The sequence below is a fragment of the Acinetobacter sp. 24-47-62 genome (assembly GCF_056779765.1).
On record NZ_JBWYIN010000013.1, the window covers coordinates 60,959 to 75,722 of the forward strand.

Annotated in this window: 14 protein-coding genes; 3 read left to right on the forward strand and 11 right to left on the reverse strand. The window is 33.3% G+C overall.

Translation table 11 applies throughout. The features are described from left to right. Window positions 1–14 precede the first annotated feature (14 nt). Genes AC1M87_RS11330 through AC1M87_RS11380 form a run of 11 tightly spaced genes read right to left on the reverse strand, consistent with a single transcriptional unit; the run spans window position 15 to window position 10,635 of the window. Complete coding sequence (locus AC1M87_RS11330) at window positions 15–1,190, reverse strand: DegT/DnrJ/EryC1/StrS family aminotransferase (RefSeq protein WP_481593745.1); 1,176 nt, start codon at window positions 1,188–1,190, stop codon at window positions 15–17. 19 nt (window positions 1,191–1,209) lie between these two features. Beyond that, the gene (locus AC1M87_RS11335; RefSeq protein ID WP_481593746.1) at window positions 1,210–1,875 is read right to left on the reverse strand and encodes an acetyltransferase; all 666 of its coding nucleotides are present in this window, start codon (window positions 1,873–1,875) and stop codon (window positions 1,210–1,212) included. Next, window positions 1,865–2,467 carry a sugar transferase gene (locus tag AC1M87_RS11340; protein WP_481593747.1) on the reverse strand — a complete coding sequence of 201 codons (603 nt, stop codon included), beginning with the start codon at window positions 2,465–2,467 and terminating at the stop codon, window positions 1,865–1,867. Before AC1M87_RS11340 ends, AC1M87_RS11335 begins: the two co-directional genes overlap by 11 nt. Further along, entirely contained in the window at window positions 2,468–3,601 is a 1,134-nt protein-coding gene (locus tag AC1M87_RS11345; protein WP_481593748.1) for a glycosyltransferase family 4 protein, read from the reverse strand. It lies immediately after the preceding gene. Next, a complete protein-coding gene (locus tag AC1M87_RS11350; RefSeq protein ID WP_481593749.1) occupies window positions 3,598–4,416 on the reverse strand; it encodes a glycosyltransferase family 2 protein in 819 nt (272 codons plus the stop codon). The genes AC1M87_RS11345 and AC1M87_RS11350 overlap by 4 nt, the downstream gene beginning before the upstream one ends. 18 nt (window positions 4,417–4,434) lie before the next feature. Then, window positions 4,435–5,202 (reverse strand): glycosyltransferase family 25 protein, encoded by a 768-nt coding sequence (locus tag AC1M87_RS11355; protein ID WP_481593750.1) that lies wholly within the window; start codon window positions 5,200–5,202, stop codon window positions 4,435–4,437. Between the two features lie 9 nt (window positions 5,203–5,211). Continuing rightward, entirely contained in the window at window positions 5,212–6,417 is a 1,206-nt protein-coding gene (locus AC1M87_RS11360; RefSeq protein WP_481593751.1) for an O-antigen polymerase, read from the reverse strand. Then, a complete protein-coding gene (locus AC1M87_RS11365) occupies window positions 6,417–7,331 on the reverse strand; it encodes a glycosyltransferase family 2 protein (protein ID WP_481593752.1) in 915 nt (304 codons plus the stop codon). Before AC1M87_RS11365 ends, AC1M87_RS11360 begins: the two co-directional genes overlap by 1 nt. Window positions 7,332–7,333: 2 nt before the next feature. Next, window positions 7,334–8,500 (reverse strand): nucleotide sugar dehydrogenase, encoded by a 1,167-nt coding sequence (locus AC1M87_RS11370; protein WP_481593753.1) that lies wholly within the window; start codon window positions 8,498–8,500, stop codon window positions 7,334–7,336. Between the two features lies 1 nt (window position 8,501). After that, window positions 8,502–9,374 (reverse strand): ATP-grasp fold amidoligase family protein, encoded by an 873-nt coding sequence (locus tag AC1M87_RS11375; RefSeq protein WP_481593754.1) that lies wholly within the window; start codon window positions 9,372–9,374, stop codon window positions 8,502–8,504. 7 nt (window positions 9,375–9,381) lie between these two features. Then, a complete protein-coding gene (locus AC1M87_RS11380) occupies window positions 9,382–10,635 on the reverse strand; it encodes an oligosaccharide flippase family protein (protein ID WP_481593755.1) in 1,254 nt (417 codons plus the stop codon). A gap of 271 nt (window positions 10,636–10,906) precedes the next feature. On the opposite strand from AC1M87_RS11380, the gene AC1M87_RS11385 reads away from it, so the two are divergent. From AC1M87_RS11385 to AC1M87_RS11395, 3 genes are read left to right on the forward strand one after another with little or no spacing between them, the layout of a single operon-like run. After that, window positions 10,907–12,010: a polysaccharide biosynthesis/export family protein gene (locus AC1M87_RS11385; protein WP_481593756.1), complete on the forward strand. Its 1,104-nt coding sequence runs from the start codon at window positions 10,907–10,909 to the stop codon at window positions 12,008–12,010. Further along, on the forward strand, window positions 12,010–12,438 hold the full coding sequence (locus AC1M87_RS11390) for a low molecular weight protein-tyrosine-phosphatase (RefSeq protein ID WP_092767959.1): 429 nt from the start codon (window positions 12,010–12,012) through the stop codon (window positions 12,436–12,438). The genes AC1M87_RS11385 and AC1M87_RS11390 overlap by 1 nt, the downstream gene beginning before the upstream one ends. 17 nt (window positions 12,439–12,455) lie before the next feature. Further along, on the forward strand, window positions 12,456–14,642 hold the full coding sequence (locus AC1M87_RS11395; protein ID WP_481593757.1) for a polysaccharide biosynthesis tyrosine autokinase: 2,187 nt from the start codon (window positions 12,456–12,458) through the stop codon (window positions 14,640–14,642). Window positions 14,643–14,764: the final 122 nt, after the last annotated feature.

Here is a 14,764-nt window from a genome sequence, read left to right on the forward strand (position 1 = left end):
TTACAATATCACTTTTATCCCGATATTTTTTGAATCACTTCCGTTATGGCATTGACTGTTGTTTGCATACTCTCTTTGCTTAATGTCGGATGAACCAAGAACATTAAACTCTCTTCACCTAAGCGTTTAGCATTCGCTAAACGCTGTTCAGGACGCCACGGTGTATCATCAAATGCATGCTCCAAATATACCTCAGAACATGAACCACTATAACATGGCACGCCCAGTGCATTGATCTCCTGCATAATTCGATCACGTGACCATCCTTCAGGTAGAACATCGCGATTGACTTGTACATAGCACTTATAGGCTGCATGTAGATAGTCTTCTGAGGGTTGATGCACAGTAAAGTAATGGCTATTGGCAAAAGCACTATAAATTTTTTGCATATTTGCCGTACGTTTTCTAGTCCATTCTGGCATTTGCTTTAACTGTAGACGACCAATGACCGCTTGCATCTCCATCATGCGCCAGTTAGTACCAAATGAATCATGTAACCAACGGAAACCTGGTGGGTGTTGTTTGTTGTAAATACTGTCGAAGTTTTTACCGTGGTCTTTATATGACCACATTTTTTTCCAAAGCGTTTCATCATTGGTGGTGACCATACCACCTTCACCGCCTGTGGTCATAATTTTATCTTGGCAAAATGACCAAGCACCGATATGCCCAATTGAACCAGCAGATTTACCTTTATACTTCGCACCATGTGCCTGTGCGCAGTCTTCGATCACATAAAGACCTTTTTCCTGAGCCAACTGCATAATTGGATCCATATCGCACATCCAACCTGCCAAATGTACACAAATAATGGCTTTCGTATTTGCTGTAAGTACTGCTTCAATGGTGCGGCGTGAGATATTTTGTGAATCAAGCTCAACATCGGCAAAAATTGGATTTGCACCTGCGGTTACAATCGAACTTGCTGATGCTAAAAAAGTACGTGAGGTGACAATTACATCATCCCCTGCCCCGATACCTAATGCTTTTAACGCAACATCGAGCGCGACGGTACCGTTTGCAAGTGCCACTGCATATTGAGTCCCAACGAATTGTGCGAACTCTTTTTCAAACTCACGACATTCTTGTCCCGTCCAATAGTTGACTTTATTGGAAAGTAAGACTTGTGATACAGCAGTAGCCTCATCTTGACTAAAGCTTGGCCATGGTTCAAATGCAGTGTTTAACATGATACTTCCTAAATAAAACTTATTTTTTCTCTAAAATTCGTGCGGGATTACCCACAACTGTCACGCCTGCGGGTACGCTTTTAGTGACCACCGCACCCATACCGACAACTGCACCTTTACCAATAATCAATGGTCGATCTGGTGTACCCTGTTTTATTACCGCACCTGTTCCAATATAAACATGGTCTTCAATATGGATATTACCATTACATTTTACCGCTGGAGCAAATGTAACATAGTCACCAATTACACAGTCATGCGCGACATAACTAAAATAATTAGCATGAAAATACTTACCAATTTGGATATTTGAGGTAAAGTGGACGTGGTTGCATAAAACAGCACCCTCACCTATCTTTACCTCATCCATCATAATCATTGTATCTGCGTAAACAGACCAAGCTTTAATTCCTACCAAATCGAGCTTTAAGACAAGTTTTTCTCTAATTCTACTATTGGCTATTGCTATAGCAACATATTTATCTTGAGCAGGTAATTTTTTAAATTCCTCAAAGTTATATACTTTATGACCATTAATTAAGGTGCTATTTTCACCATCATCAATAAAAACCAGTTCATAATCTTTTATAGCTAGATGGCTCAATTGTTTTCTAGCTAAGGGCATAACACCACGACCAAAGCCACTGGCCCCATAAATCGCATACAATATTTTATTACTGCTCATTTTTGTTTCCAGTAAAACGAGTCATGGTTACCTCTTCAGATTGATTAATACCTTCTTTAATCAAAACTTTTTTTACTGTTTGAAACATAATTTTAAAATCAAGCCAAGTGGAACGGTTTTCGACATACCATGTATCAAGCTTAAATTTTTCTTCCCAACTGATAGAGTTTCTTCCATTTACCTGAGCATAACCGGTCATGCCAGGACGTACATTATGACGCTTCGCTTGCTCTTCATTATATAATGGCAAATAATCCATGAGTAATGGTCGGGGGCCAACAATACTCATATCACCTTTAATTACATTCCAAAGCTCTGGCATTTCATCTAGGCTTGTTGCACGCAGCATTTTTCCAAATTTTGGCAAACGTTGTTCGTTAGGTAATAAATTACCCTGAGCATCTCTCTCATCAGTCATAGTACGAAACTTAACCATTTCAAATGGTTTACCATGTAAACCTGGGCGTACTTGACGAAACAATACGGGAGAGCCTAAATTTTTACGTACTTTATAAGCAACAAAAAAATATAGAGGAGAAAGTAAGATTAAGGCGGTAGAAGCAATGGTAATGTCTAGAAAACGTTTTAACATCTATAGATCCAAAATTTTTATCAGTTTTTCATTTACCTTATCCGCATCAAACTTTTGAATAGCGATTTTATGACTTTCAATACCCATAGCTTCAACTTGTTCAGGATGCTTAATAAAGTAAATCATTTTATCAGCCAATGCTTCAGGGTTCCACTTCGGCACTAAGAAACCATTTAAACCATTAACAACTGTTTCTCTACAGCCTGGTACATCAGTAGTAATAACAGCACGACCAATAGCCATTGCCTCTTGCGTACTCCGAGGCACACCTTCACGATACGAAGGTAAAACAAAAATGTGGCTTTTAGCTATCCAATCTGTAATATTTGAAACATAACCAGGGTATTCAATTATGCCAGAATCAACCAACTCATTGAGTTCATCCTGCGTCAATGCACCAAGATTGGAGTGATCTATAGCGCCTAGGACTGTAAATGTAGTTGTGGGATATAGAGATTTGACAATTTTTGCTGCTGCAACGAATTCATGTATACCCTTTTCTTTAAGTAGTCTCCCAATAAATAAAAAATTTAAAGCCTGATTATAATTCTTTACAGCTTCATATGAATAATTGGATAAATTTAGTCCAATACCGCCTAGCACTTCAGTTTTCTTAACCTGAATATTGTATCTCTCTAATAAATCTCTTGGATCATCAGGATTCAAAAAAATAATTTTATTTAGAAATGGTAGTGAAATTTTATATAAGAATACTTGGATATACTTAATTAGTTTAATCTTGTTTGTTAAACCATTTGGTTGTTCAGTAAAAGCATAACCTAGACCCTCCAACATCCCAAATACATTGCTAGTTTTAGCAAATTTTGCTGCAAGTGTACCAAAAATGACTGGTTTAGAAAAATAAGAGAAAACCAAATCTGGTTTAATTTCTCTTATTTTCTTTGACAATTTATAAGTCGATATAATATCTGAAAGTGGATTTAGGCCTCCACGGTTCAAATCGTAAGCAACTGGAATCGCACCAAGAGATTTAATTTTTATTAAATCATCTTGAGTGTATTCAGAAGTGAATGCATATATAGCATAACCTTTTTTTAAAAGCATTTTAATAAGATCTGAACGAAACCCGTAAAAGCTTGAAGCAACCGTACCTATTAAAATTATTTTTTTCATTTAGACACCTTCAAAATACGAATTTCACGATACAATGCCTTTATAAAAGAATATAATATTGCAAAAGGCAAAAGGAGTTTATATATTAAATTTATGTTATTGTTTTTAAATAAATACATTAAACCTTTTATTTCCCCTATAGACATTTTTCTAGTAGCAGCACTTAAACTATTTTTATTGTTAGATATATAACTATGTTTAAAGCTATAACATCCAGATTCATACATTAAAAAACTTTTAGACGAATACACAATTCTGCGCCAACACTCAAAATCTTCCGAATAACGCATAGTGATATTAAATTTATTTTTTTGAAAAATCTCTTTCCTTACAATTACGGATGGTGTTGAAAAAAAATTTTTAAATAGAAAATTTGTAAAACTAACTTCTTTACCATTAGTGTAAATATCAGAATTACGTCTTTCACAAAAATCTAAATCATTTATAATGATAGTTGCTCCTCCAATTATATCCACCTTGTTAGCCTTCATAAAATCGACAAGAAAATATATTCTATTTAATACCCAACCATCATCAGAATCTAAAAAAGCAACATATTCACCAGTTGCATAATTAACACCCAATTGACGAGCAAAAGCAGCACCATTATTAATTTTGCATTCCTTTAAAATTATGTTTTTTGCACCAGAAACATCAATTTTTTCTTTTAAAAGATCGAGTTCTTTTTCCTGACTACAGTCATCAACAATAATTATTTCACAATTTTGGTTTAAATAATCATTTAAAGTTATAAAAAGCCGATCTAGTGAATTGCTAGAGTTGTAATATGGAATAACTATTGAAAATGGAATCATTCAAATTTCCTAAAAAGTTTATTTGCCAAAGTTTTTAAACTTACGATAACCAATATAAAATTTTTTCAAAATTTCATAAGTTACTGGGTTATTACTTTTCCAATTTTTTTTCATTTTACTACTTCTTTCCAACTCCAACAAACTTTGCTGTGTCAAATCAACAGGATGTGAAATAAAATCACTCATATACAATTCATTAAATAAGTTATGCTTCTTAAAACAAGACCAATCATCTGCTAAACAGAATTTTTTTTCAGTAAAATTTAAAATATTTTCTGCAACTTTTTTCGATATCAGATACGCTGCTGTTCGATAGATATATCGTTCACTATCAATGGTTTTATTAAATTTTATAAAACCATTCAGATTTATTGAATTTTTATTAGATAAAATAACATAGTCATTACAAGCTAACCCTTCCTGAGCTCCCAATATATATAGATCATTTGGATTAAATTTATCTATATTATTTAGTAAAACATCATAAAATGGGGATTTAATAGATATATCATCTTCAAAAATGATAGCCCAAGGAATATCTTTATCCAACATATCTTTATAAATTTTTAAATGGCTTAAAGAACAACCGATTTCACCATAAGTAAGAGCTCGTTTATATCGCTCATTAACCCATTGTTGAGAGTTGACATTTTCTAGATATTTTTCACCTAAATCTTTACCATAAACAGCATCTAAAAAACTAAAATTTAGTCCTGCAAGCTCTTTGTTAATACTTAATCTTCTAATAGATTTAGCTAAAGAGACAACATAAATATTCAACTTCATTTGGATTACTTAACCTTTTGAATAAGTCAATTTAAAACTATTGAACAGAAATATAAAAATTGGAAATAAAAATATTATAAAAGTATAACCTGGAGAGAATAATTGAGCCTGGAACAAACTGAAATATAGAACTAAGGCCACAAAAGAAAGATATTTCCAACGTAGTGTATTATTGCTTATAAGCTTTGCAGAAAGCACAATGTAAAATATGTAAATAAAAGAAAATATAGGAGTTAAATTTAAAAAGTCTATATACAAAAAGTAAAAAAAAGTTGAAAATGCATTAAAATATGTCCCTCTTTCAAAGTTATACAAAGTTGGATTAGCAAGTGTCCCTGAAACATGATCTACATAAGTCATATCCGCTATTGATCCACCCAAAATAAATTTTATTGGTGCAATCAAATTCTCAATTAAAATTCTAAAAGGATAATAATCAGTTGATAAATACGGAGAAAACTGTTCCATCTTATGAGCTAAGAAGAATATACCACCAGAATGATAAATACCAACCGATTCGAATAACTCTAATAATTGAAGGTTCTCTCGACCACTTCTATTTGCTACAATAATTAAAGAAACATAAAAAATTATAGCTATTATTAAAAATAACCTAGATAAAAATTTTAAAAAGTTCACACCCAATAAAGTAAATCTCATATACATCACTAACAAAGCAAAATACATAAAAAATCTACCAGCATAACTAGCATTATAAGTTGCAAGTGATATAACCAAAAAATAAAAGGTAAAGACAGACAACTTATCTTGCCTATCACATATTAATAAAGAGTATAACCAAAAAAATGGGACTAGATAAAAATTTGTTATAGACCCGAGAAAGCCAATACCATAGATTTTATTATAAATACCCGGCTCATTATAGTAAATTTGGCGCACCTGCTCCGCACCCAATTCAATATTCATAGCAATCAATACTAATGTCGGCTTTATAATAAAAAATAATGTTAAAAATATAACAAAAAAATTTATATTTTTAAGATTATTTTTTTTCTCATTTTTTAAAAAATCTGCTCTATCATTTTTATAAAAAAAAGATGAAAATAGAATAGAGAAAATTGAAAGTAGATATGAAAAAACTACCAAACAATTAATATAGTCATTACCTACATAATCAAAATCATCTAAAACAAAAAAACCAATCAATTGATATACAAGTAAAATCAAAAAGGGACTAAATAGCTTAAAATACATTAAATCACACCAATTGCAGATAAAATTTGTTTAAGTTTTGATTTACTATATACAAAAGAACCACGCAACATCAAAAATAATTTTTGACTAGCGGAAAACCCCTTATAGCTAAAAATCTTTATATAAAATCGAATGAGATCCTTCAGTTTACTATTATGTAAAAAATTAGTGGATACATTATACAAAAAATAAAACTTATAAAAATCAATATTTATTTTTAAAAAACACCAATTTAATGAATCTAATATCTTAGATTTTTTTGAAATAGAACTATTATTAGCATCAGCACTATAATAGTTTGTATAGATATTTAACTGCTTGACATAAATATCGAGGTCACTATTTTGTATTTTTATCAACCAATCATAATCTTGGTGCATCCGCAAATTTTCATCAAACTTTATATCTTCACCTAATTTCTTAGTAAAAAAGTATGATGATGTTTGCATAAAACCATTTTCACAGAATAAGATTTTTGAAATATCTCTTCTATTATTTAGATAAGTTTTAGCTGGAATTTTCTTAATTACACCTTTCTTTTCACTATAAACTTTAGAGCCAGTGATTAATAAAACCCTATCATTTGAAATTTTTTTGGAATAATTTACCAAATTTTCAATATGATCTACATCCCAAAAGTCATCATCATCCAACAGTGCAACATAATTACCCTTAGATAATTCAATACCACGATTCCTAGCGTGGTTAGCATTATTGAATGGTCCAACATTAAACAACTTTGCAGTAATATACTCTTTTCCTTCAAAATCCATTTTGAATTTTTCAAAATTATCGCCATCATACATTACCAATATTTCTATATTTTTATATGATTGGTTGAGTACTTTTTCTATACTCCTATAAACATACTCATTTCCAACAGTAGTGATAACGACACTTACCAATGCAGTCATTCCTAATTCTCCCCGAACAAATCTCGCGTATAAACCTTATCAGCATCTTGCTTCAGATCATCACTCATTCTATTCGCAAGGATAACATCCGAACTTAACAAGAACTGATTTAAGTCATTTTGTAGCGCATAGGCTTCAAATTTTTCTTGATTTAGGGTCGGTTCATAAATTTGAATTTCAATATTATATTCCTCTAATTCACGAATAATATCTTGAATAGCTGAATCTCTAAAATTATCTGAACCAGCTTTCATTGTTAGACGGTAAACGCCTACAATATTTGGACGTTTTTTCAAAATCTCTTTTACAATAAATTGTTTACGAGTCTTATTAGAGTGAATAATTGCTTGGATTAAATTTTGTGGTACATCTTTATAGTTAGCCAATAACTGCTTGGTATCTTTTGGTAAGCAATAACCACCATACCCAAACGATGGATTGTTATAATGCTGACCAATACGAGGGTCCAAACTTACACCTTGGACGATATCTAAAGTGCTTAGACCTTGCTTTGCACAGTAAGTATCTAGTTCATTAAAATATGCAACTCGCATTGCTAGATATGTATTTGAAAATAACTTAACAGCTTCAGCTTCAGTTGCATTCATACAAAGTGTTGGAGCATCTTGATTAACAGTAGCATTCAAATAAAGCCGAGCAATTGCTTCTCCTCGCTCCGACTTCTCACCTACAATGATTCGCGATGGATACAAATTATCGTAAAGCGCTTTTCCTTCACGTAAAAACTCTGGAGCGAAAACGATCTGTTCAGTTTTAAATTTTGCTTTAATTTGCTCGGTATAGCCTACAGGTATCGTAGATTTAATTATTATGGTAGCAGTTGAATTAATTGGTAAAATTTGTGAAATGACACTTTCGATTGAAGATGTATCAAAGTAGTTAGTATCAGAATCATAGTTCGTAGGAGTTGCTATGATGATGTAATCAGCTTTTTCATAAGCATCTTTCGCATTTACAGTTGCTACTAAATTAAGCTGATTTTCTTGCAACGCTTTTTCAATATATTCATCAGCAATAGGCGATTTAAGGTTATTAATTGACTCTACACGATCAACATTAATATCTAAGCTTGTTACTCTATGCTGACGTGCAAATAGCACAGCATTTGATAAACCTACATAGCCTGTACCTACAACAGTAATATTCATATTAATCAATCCAATAATCACTCATAATATTTTCTAAGTTGTCACCAAACTCTTTAGATCGCCCCGCACCTGGTGTTAATGTTAACTCTCCAAAATAAATTTTCCCATCAATTAAGTACCAATCTATACGTATATAGTTAATATCCACTTTATTTAATATCTTTTGATTAAACTCAAGCATTTTTGGTAAAAATCTTTGCTCATCAATAGTTAACTCATGCTTTCCTGCCCCGTGAGACCACACACACTCTTTAAATGAGTTATTATAATATCCACGAGACTCTGTGCCAAAACGACCATCTACCAATTGAAGCACATATTTTAAAGAACCGTCTTTTTGCTTAAAACAGTGAAACTTATAATCTCTAGGAATTTCTTTACCTTTAGTTATTTTTTTCTCTAATAATAATAAAGGTTTAATCTTAGAATAATGCCATTCACCAGAAACCCTAGAAAAATCTACTAACAACCAAGATTCAGCAAGTTTTAATGTAGATTTTTTTAGTTCAATATCAGGATTTTGATCAAATATTTTTACCATACCTGCACCATGATTAGGCTTTAAAACGCAATTTGACCAATCACTAATTTCTAATAAATCTTTTGGGTTTTCAGTTGCAGCAATCAAAGGAATTAGAACATCATTACCAATATTTTTTTCAATAAAATCTCTTACAAGATATTTATCTGCAAAAATAGGATAAAGTTCATTTCTATCATAAATAATCCTTTTTAAAACTTTTTCATTAAAAGTTTGAGGTGAAATAGTATTTGGCCATTTCTTATACTGTCTAAAATAATCCATTTTTATTTTTAAAGTCGGAGGTAGACCTTTACATAAAAAATCAATTAGAGATTTCAGAAAAATTTTCATTTTTTAATTAACCACCTATAACCTTTAAATGCATATTTAGAATCAAGCGTTTTTTAAAAAAATAATTCGCGATTGTCAAAGAAAACAATTCAGTCAAAATAAAGCATATTGCAGCACCTGAAATACCATATGAACGAATAAAAAAATAAGATAAAGGAATGCTCAATAAACTAACCAAAAACATTTTAATGGATAAATACTTATACCCGTTAAATTTAATCATATAACGGTAACTAATCGTCCCCAATGCAGAAAGCATAGACCCAATAACAATATATGGTAAAATTTTTGCAGATTCTAAATATACCGCCCCATAGAGTTGCTGAATAATCCACTCACCTAATAACAATACACCAACACATACACATATAGAAATACCCATCACAATCAAATGAATGTTTTTCAGATATTTGAGTTCTTGAACTTCATCTTTAACTGTATATATTTTTGAAAAATAACTAGTAATTAAAGCAGCGTTTACAAAACACCAGGAACCACCTAATGTAAGCGACACATTATAAATTGCCAAATCCGAGAAAGAAACATATTTCGCTAAGAATATATTTGATATTTGTGTATATAGGACAATCGATAATGTCGAAAGTACAAGGCTACCCCCCGTTAACAATAGATATTTACTATATTTTTTCTTATTTAATACGACTGGAATAAAATTACTTTTTTTAAAAAAATAAATTTTTCGTAATAAATAAGGAATTAATGCAAAAACAATAATAGGAAATATCATAGTATATGCATTAGCTTCATAAAAAACTAAAAAAAAACGCAATATCAATGCTATAACTAACCCCAATGTATTTGTTAGCGCATTTACTATAGAAATCAATTGACTATTATTATGTATAGTATAAATATCATTAACAATAAAATAACTTGCTATACAATTTCCAATACCAAATATAAAAGTTATAGCATCTGTATTCACCCACAAATATATAAGTGCTATTATAGAAGCAATAGCATAAAAAATATTACGCATCATTTGAGTTGCTAGTGCCAGGCGAATTCCAGATACAACCTTTTCACTTAAACGCTTAAATAAAATATTTTGTGCACCAAACCAAGCAAAAGTTTGTACAAAAACAAATATAGATGTTGTAAAGACTAATTTTCCAAAATTTTCGGGACCAATATATTTAGCCATATATGAGTTTACAAAGATTAGACCAAATATTGCGATGAATTTCTCTAACATCATCCATAAGGAATTTGAAAAAATTTTACCTGATATAAATTTCATACTTCAGGCTATACCTCATTAGATAAATTTAATTGATAGTTCAAATTGCGCACAACACAATATCACTTCGTCTTGCACATACAACAATAGATTCAACATTATTCACAAATTTTCCTTTTATCGTTAAAAAATTGTATCTACACAACTCTTCTCCACCATGCAATTATATATATTTATTGTTATATTTAGTATAAAATCCTCCTTAACTTTATATAGTTAAGTTAAAATTAATTTTTGAATAATCATAAATGTATACAATATAGGAATTCGAGTGAGTTACTACCGCTATAGTTTATTATTAGCACTCAGCTTAAGTTTTACAGGTTGCGCTGTGACTTCAGGTCTGCAAACTTATGATTTGCCAGAGGAAGGTGTTTTTCAGACCGTCTTAGGCACGCAAGTCAATGTCATCAAACTCACTCAAGAGTCCCTTTTTGCTGTTCAACCAGCACAAGTCAATGTTCACCAAGATTTGGGACATTTGTTCCTACAAAATCAAAAACAATATCTACTTAGTCCTGGTGATGTATTATCCATTTATCTATGGGCATATCCAGAAATTACACCACCAACAAATACCATTAGTAATGAAGAAGCCATTAAAGCGAATGGCTTTCAAATCGACTCTCGTGGTTATATTCAATTTCCGATTATTGGACGGTATAAAGCGGCTGGCAAAAGTTTAGATCAAGTCAATCAAGAACTTCGTCAATTACTTGCCCGCTATTTAAAAACCCCAGATGTCATCGCCCGAGTTTTGTCTTACCAAGGTCAACGCTATTCAGTTCAAGGCAATGTCATGAAAGGTGGTCAATATTCACTGAATGACCAACCCACCAGTATCTATACTGCACTTGGTTTAGCAGGTGGCATCAACACTCAATTTGGTGCAAATACCTCGATTAGCCTCGTTCGAAATGGTCAAACCTATAACTTAAACTCGATTGAGCTGGAGAAAGCAGGGTTTTCGCTACACAATCTTTTGGTTCAAGCCAATGATACGATCTACGTCAACTCGCGCGAAAACCAAAAAATCTATGTCATGGGTGAGTCAGGTAAAAACCAGTCCCTGCCGATGCGTGATCAAGGCATGACTTTGAGTGATGTGATTGGGGAGAGCTTAGGCCTGAATCCATTGTCAGCAAGCAGCAGTAAAATTTACGTCGTCAGAAGTCAAAGTGACTCACCTATGACTGAAATCTTCCATATGGATCTGTCCAGCATTGCTAATTTTGGTCTCGCCAATCAGTTTAAAATGCAAAGTAATGATATTGTTTATGTCGATGCAACGGGTCTAACGCGTTGGCAACGTGTGGTCAACCAGGTTATACCTTTCTCCAATGCTTTATATAATTTAGATCGTTTGGGGAATTGATGAATTTTAAAAATATCTTAGTGGTCTGTATTGGAAATATCTGTCGAAGCCCCATGGCAGAGTATTTCCTAAAAGATGCATACCCTGATCGAAAAATTCACTCTGCTGGTATTTCTGGTCTAGTTGGCCATCCAGCAGATGATAAAGCATTACAATGTATGCAAAACTTCGGTATAAATATGCAAGATCATGTGGCGCGTAAACTGAATGCTGAATTGGTCAAAAATGCGGATTTGATTCTTGTCATGAGCCAGAACCAACAGAAGCATATCGAACAAACATGGCCATACGCAAAAGGAAAAACCTTTCGCTTGGGGCACTGGCGTGAAAAAAATATTGCGGATCCTTACCAACACGATCAAGCATTCTTTAATGACACCTGTCAGTTGATTCAGGATTGTATCGCTGATTGGAAAAAACACCTTTAATATTTTGAATAAAGATTATGAGTCAAACCGCGAATACCGAAGATACAATTGATTTAAAAGAATTATTTTTTTCATTAATCGCACAATGGAAACTGATTGCCTTGTGTGTGATTTTGAGTCTGGTCTGTGCCCTACTCTACTTACGTACAACACCAGATACCTACGCTGTTGATGCTTTGGTTCAAGTTGAGGAAAGCAAAGGGACTTCAGCAGCACTTTTGGGTGATCTCTCAAGTATGATTGAGCAGAAACAACCTGCTCAAGCAGAAATTGAAATCTTGAAATCTCGATTAGTCCTCGGTTCAGTGATTGAGAATTTAAATCTAGATCTTAGAGTATCTGGTACACAAAACTCTTTCTTTGATCGTTTATTTTCGCCACATGACTATTCGACCAATTATTCACGTCAATCTGTGATTTTTAACGATGACGAACAATCTTTTGCTATTCCTCATTTTCATATTCCTCAGAAATTTCGTGACCGTGCATTGGCACTTAATTTTACTGAGAAACAATTTACCCTGACGGATATAAAAACCGAAGAAGTGGTGCTAAAAGGTTCAGTAAACCAACTTAATCAACGCTCTACCCGCGATGGCGTATGGAAAGTTGAGATTCGCACACAAGATCAATTAAATGACCGCTATCTCATCACCAAACAGTCTTTGCCTGCTGCGATGAAATCACTTTTGGCCAACTATTCAGTGGCTGAAAAAGGGAAAATGACTGGTGTGCTAGGGCTAAACTATCAAGGTCAAGATAAAGAGCATATTACCAAAGTTCTGAATACGATTTTAAATGCGTATAGTCAGCAAAATGTAGAGCGACGTTCTGCTGAAACTGCGCAAACGCTCAAATTCTTGGATGAACAACTCCCAGAACTGAAACAACAACTGGATGTCGCAGAACGCGAATTTAACAAATTCCGTCAAGGCTTTAATACGGTTGATGTCACCAAAGAATCTGAATTATATCTCACACAAAGTGTTGCCTTAGAAACACAAAAAGCTGAACTTGAGCAAAAAGTGGCTGAAGCGGGTGCGAAATACACCAACGAACATCCGATCATGCAACAAATGAACGCTCAACTCGGCGCGATCAATAAAAAAATTAATGAATTGGATGGCACATTAAAACAACTCCCAGACTTGCAACGTCGCTATCTACAGTTATTCCGTGAAGTTGAAGTCAAACAACAGTTGTATACAGCTTTGCTGAATTCGTACCAACAACTTCGCATTGCGAAAGCGGGAGAAATTGGTAATGTTCGTATTGTTGATACTGCCGTAGAACCGATTGAACCAATTAAGCCTAAAAAATTACAGATCCTAATTCTGTCCATTTTCCTTGGTGGTTTCCTCGGGACACTTCTGGCGCTGTTACGTAATATGATGCGTTCAGGCATCAAAGATTCTAGTCAAATTGAAAATGAATTGGATCTGCCGGTTTATGCAACGGTACCGCGTTCTCCAGTGCAAGAAAGCCGAATTAAGATGCTAAAAAAGCATAAGAAAATCCCAATTCTGGCGATTAAGAATAGCGATGATATTGCGATTGAAAGTTTACGCAGTATGCGCACGGCGATTCATTTTGCGCTGAGTTCAGCTCGAAATAATGTGATTATGATTTCTGGTCCTGCACCTGAAGTGGGTAAATCATTTATTTCAACCAATTTAGCCACGATATTAGCGCAAGCTGACAAACGTGTTTTGATTATTGATGCTGACTTACGTCGTGGTTATCTACACAAATATTTCAATATTGAAACACAGCCAGGTTTGACTGATTACATGACTGATCAGCACTCTCTACAAAATATTATTCGAGACACTGAAGTCGCTGGTTTAAGTGTGATCACTCGTGGTAAGAGTCCGACTAATCCGTCTGAAATGCTGAGTTCTGAAAAATTCAAACAATTGCTTGAACAACTTTCAACACAGTTTGATCATGTGATTATTGACACGCCACCTGTGCTTGCAGTGACTGACGGTATTATCATTTCGCAATATGCAGGTGTGAATATCGTCATTGCTCGCTATGCGAAGACACAAATGAAAGAACTCGAAATCACAGTCAATCGCTTCGAACAAGCCGGTGTTAAAGTGAATGGCTTTATCTTAAATGACATTCAACGTAATGCAGCAGGTTATGGCTATGGTTATAACTATGCGTATGCGTATAAAGCGTCAAAGGACAATGATTAATTATTGTCGATTAAAAGCCTGATCTATTCAGGCTTTTTTTATGCCGATCAAGCACTGTATATTTGTGAAATTTTGTTGATTTCATTGAAATTCTATATCGCTGAAAGTGAATTGACGCTATG

What these genes read in the sequence shown, in the direction of transcription:
- AC1M87_RS11330 (WP_481593745.1), bottom strand. Translation starts at nt 1,190, where the DNA reads ATGTTAAACACTGCATTTGAACCATGGCCAAGCTTTAGTCAAGATGAG.
- AC1M87_RS11335 (WP_481593746.1), bottom strand. Translation starts at nt 1,875, where the DNA reads ATGAGCAGTAATAAAATATTGTATGCGATTTATGGGGCCAGTGGCTTT.
- AC1M87_RS11340 (WP_481593747.1), bottom strand. Translation starts at nt 2,467, where the DNA reads ATGTTAAAACGTTTTCTAGACATTACCATTGCTTCTACCGCCTTAATC.
- AC1M87_RS11345 (WP_481593748.1), bottom strand. Translation starts at nt 3,601, where the DNA reads ATGAAAAAAATAATTTTAATAGGTACGGTTGCTTCAAGCTTTTACGGG.
- AC1M87_RS11350 (WP_481593749.1), bottom strand. Translation starts at nt 4,416, where the DNA reads ATGATTCCATTTTCAATAGTTATTCCATATTACAACTCTAGCAATTCA.
- AC1M87_RS11355 (WP_481593750.1), bottom strand. Translation starts at nt 5,202, where the DNA reads ATGAAGTTGAATATTTATGTTGTCTCTTTAGCTAAATCTATTAGAAGA.
- AC1M87_RS11360 (WP_481593751.1), bottom strand. Translation starts at nt 6,417, where the DNA reads ATGTATTTTAAGCTATTTAGTCCCTTTTTGATTTTACTTGTATATCAA.
- AC1M87_RS11365 (WP_481593752.1), bottom strand. Translation starts at nt 7,331, where the DNA reads ATGACTGCATTGGTAAGTGTCGTTATCACTACTGTTGGAAATGAGTAT.
- AC1M87_RS11370 (WP_481593753.1), bottom strand. Translation starts at nt 8,500, where the DNA reads ATGAATATTACTGTTGTAGGTACAGGCTATGTAGGTTTATCAAATGCT.
- AC1M87_RS11375 (WP_481593754.1), bottom strand. Translation starts at nt 9,374, where the DNA reads ATGAAAATTTTTCTGAAATCTCTAATTGATTTTTTATGTAAAGGTCTA.
- AC1M87_RS11380 (WP_481593755.1), bottom strand. Translation starts at nt 10,635, where the DNA reads ATGAAATTTATATCAGGTAAAATTTTTTCAAATTCCTTATGGATGATG.
- AC1M87_RS11390 (WP_092767959.1), top strand. Translation starts at nt 12,010, where the DNA reads ATGAATTTTAAAAATATCTTAGTGGTCTGTATTGGAAATATCTGTCGA.
- AC1M87_RS11395 (WP_481593757.1), top strand. Translation starts at nt 12,456, where the DNA reads ATGAGTCAAACCGCGAATACCGAAGATACAATTGATTTAAAAGAATTA.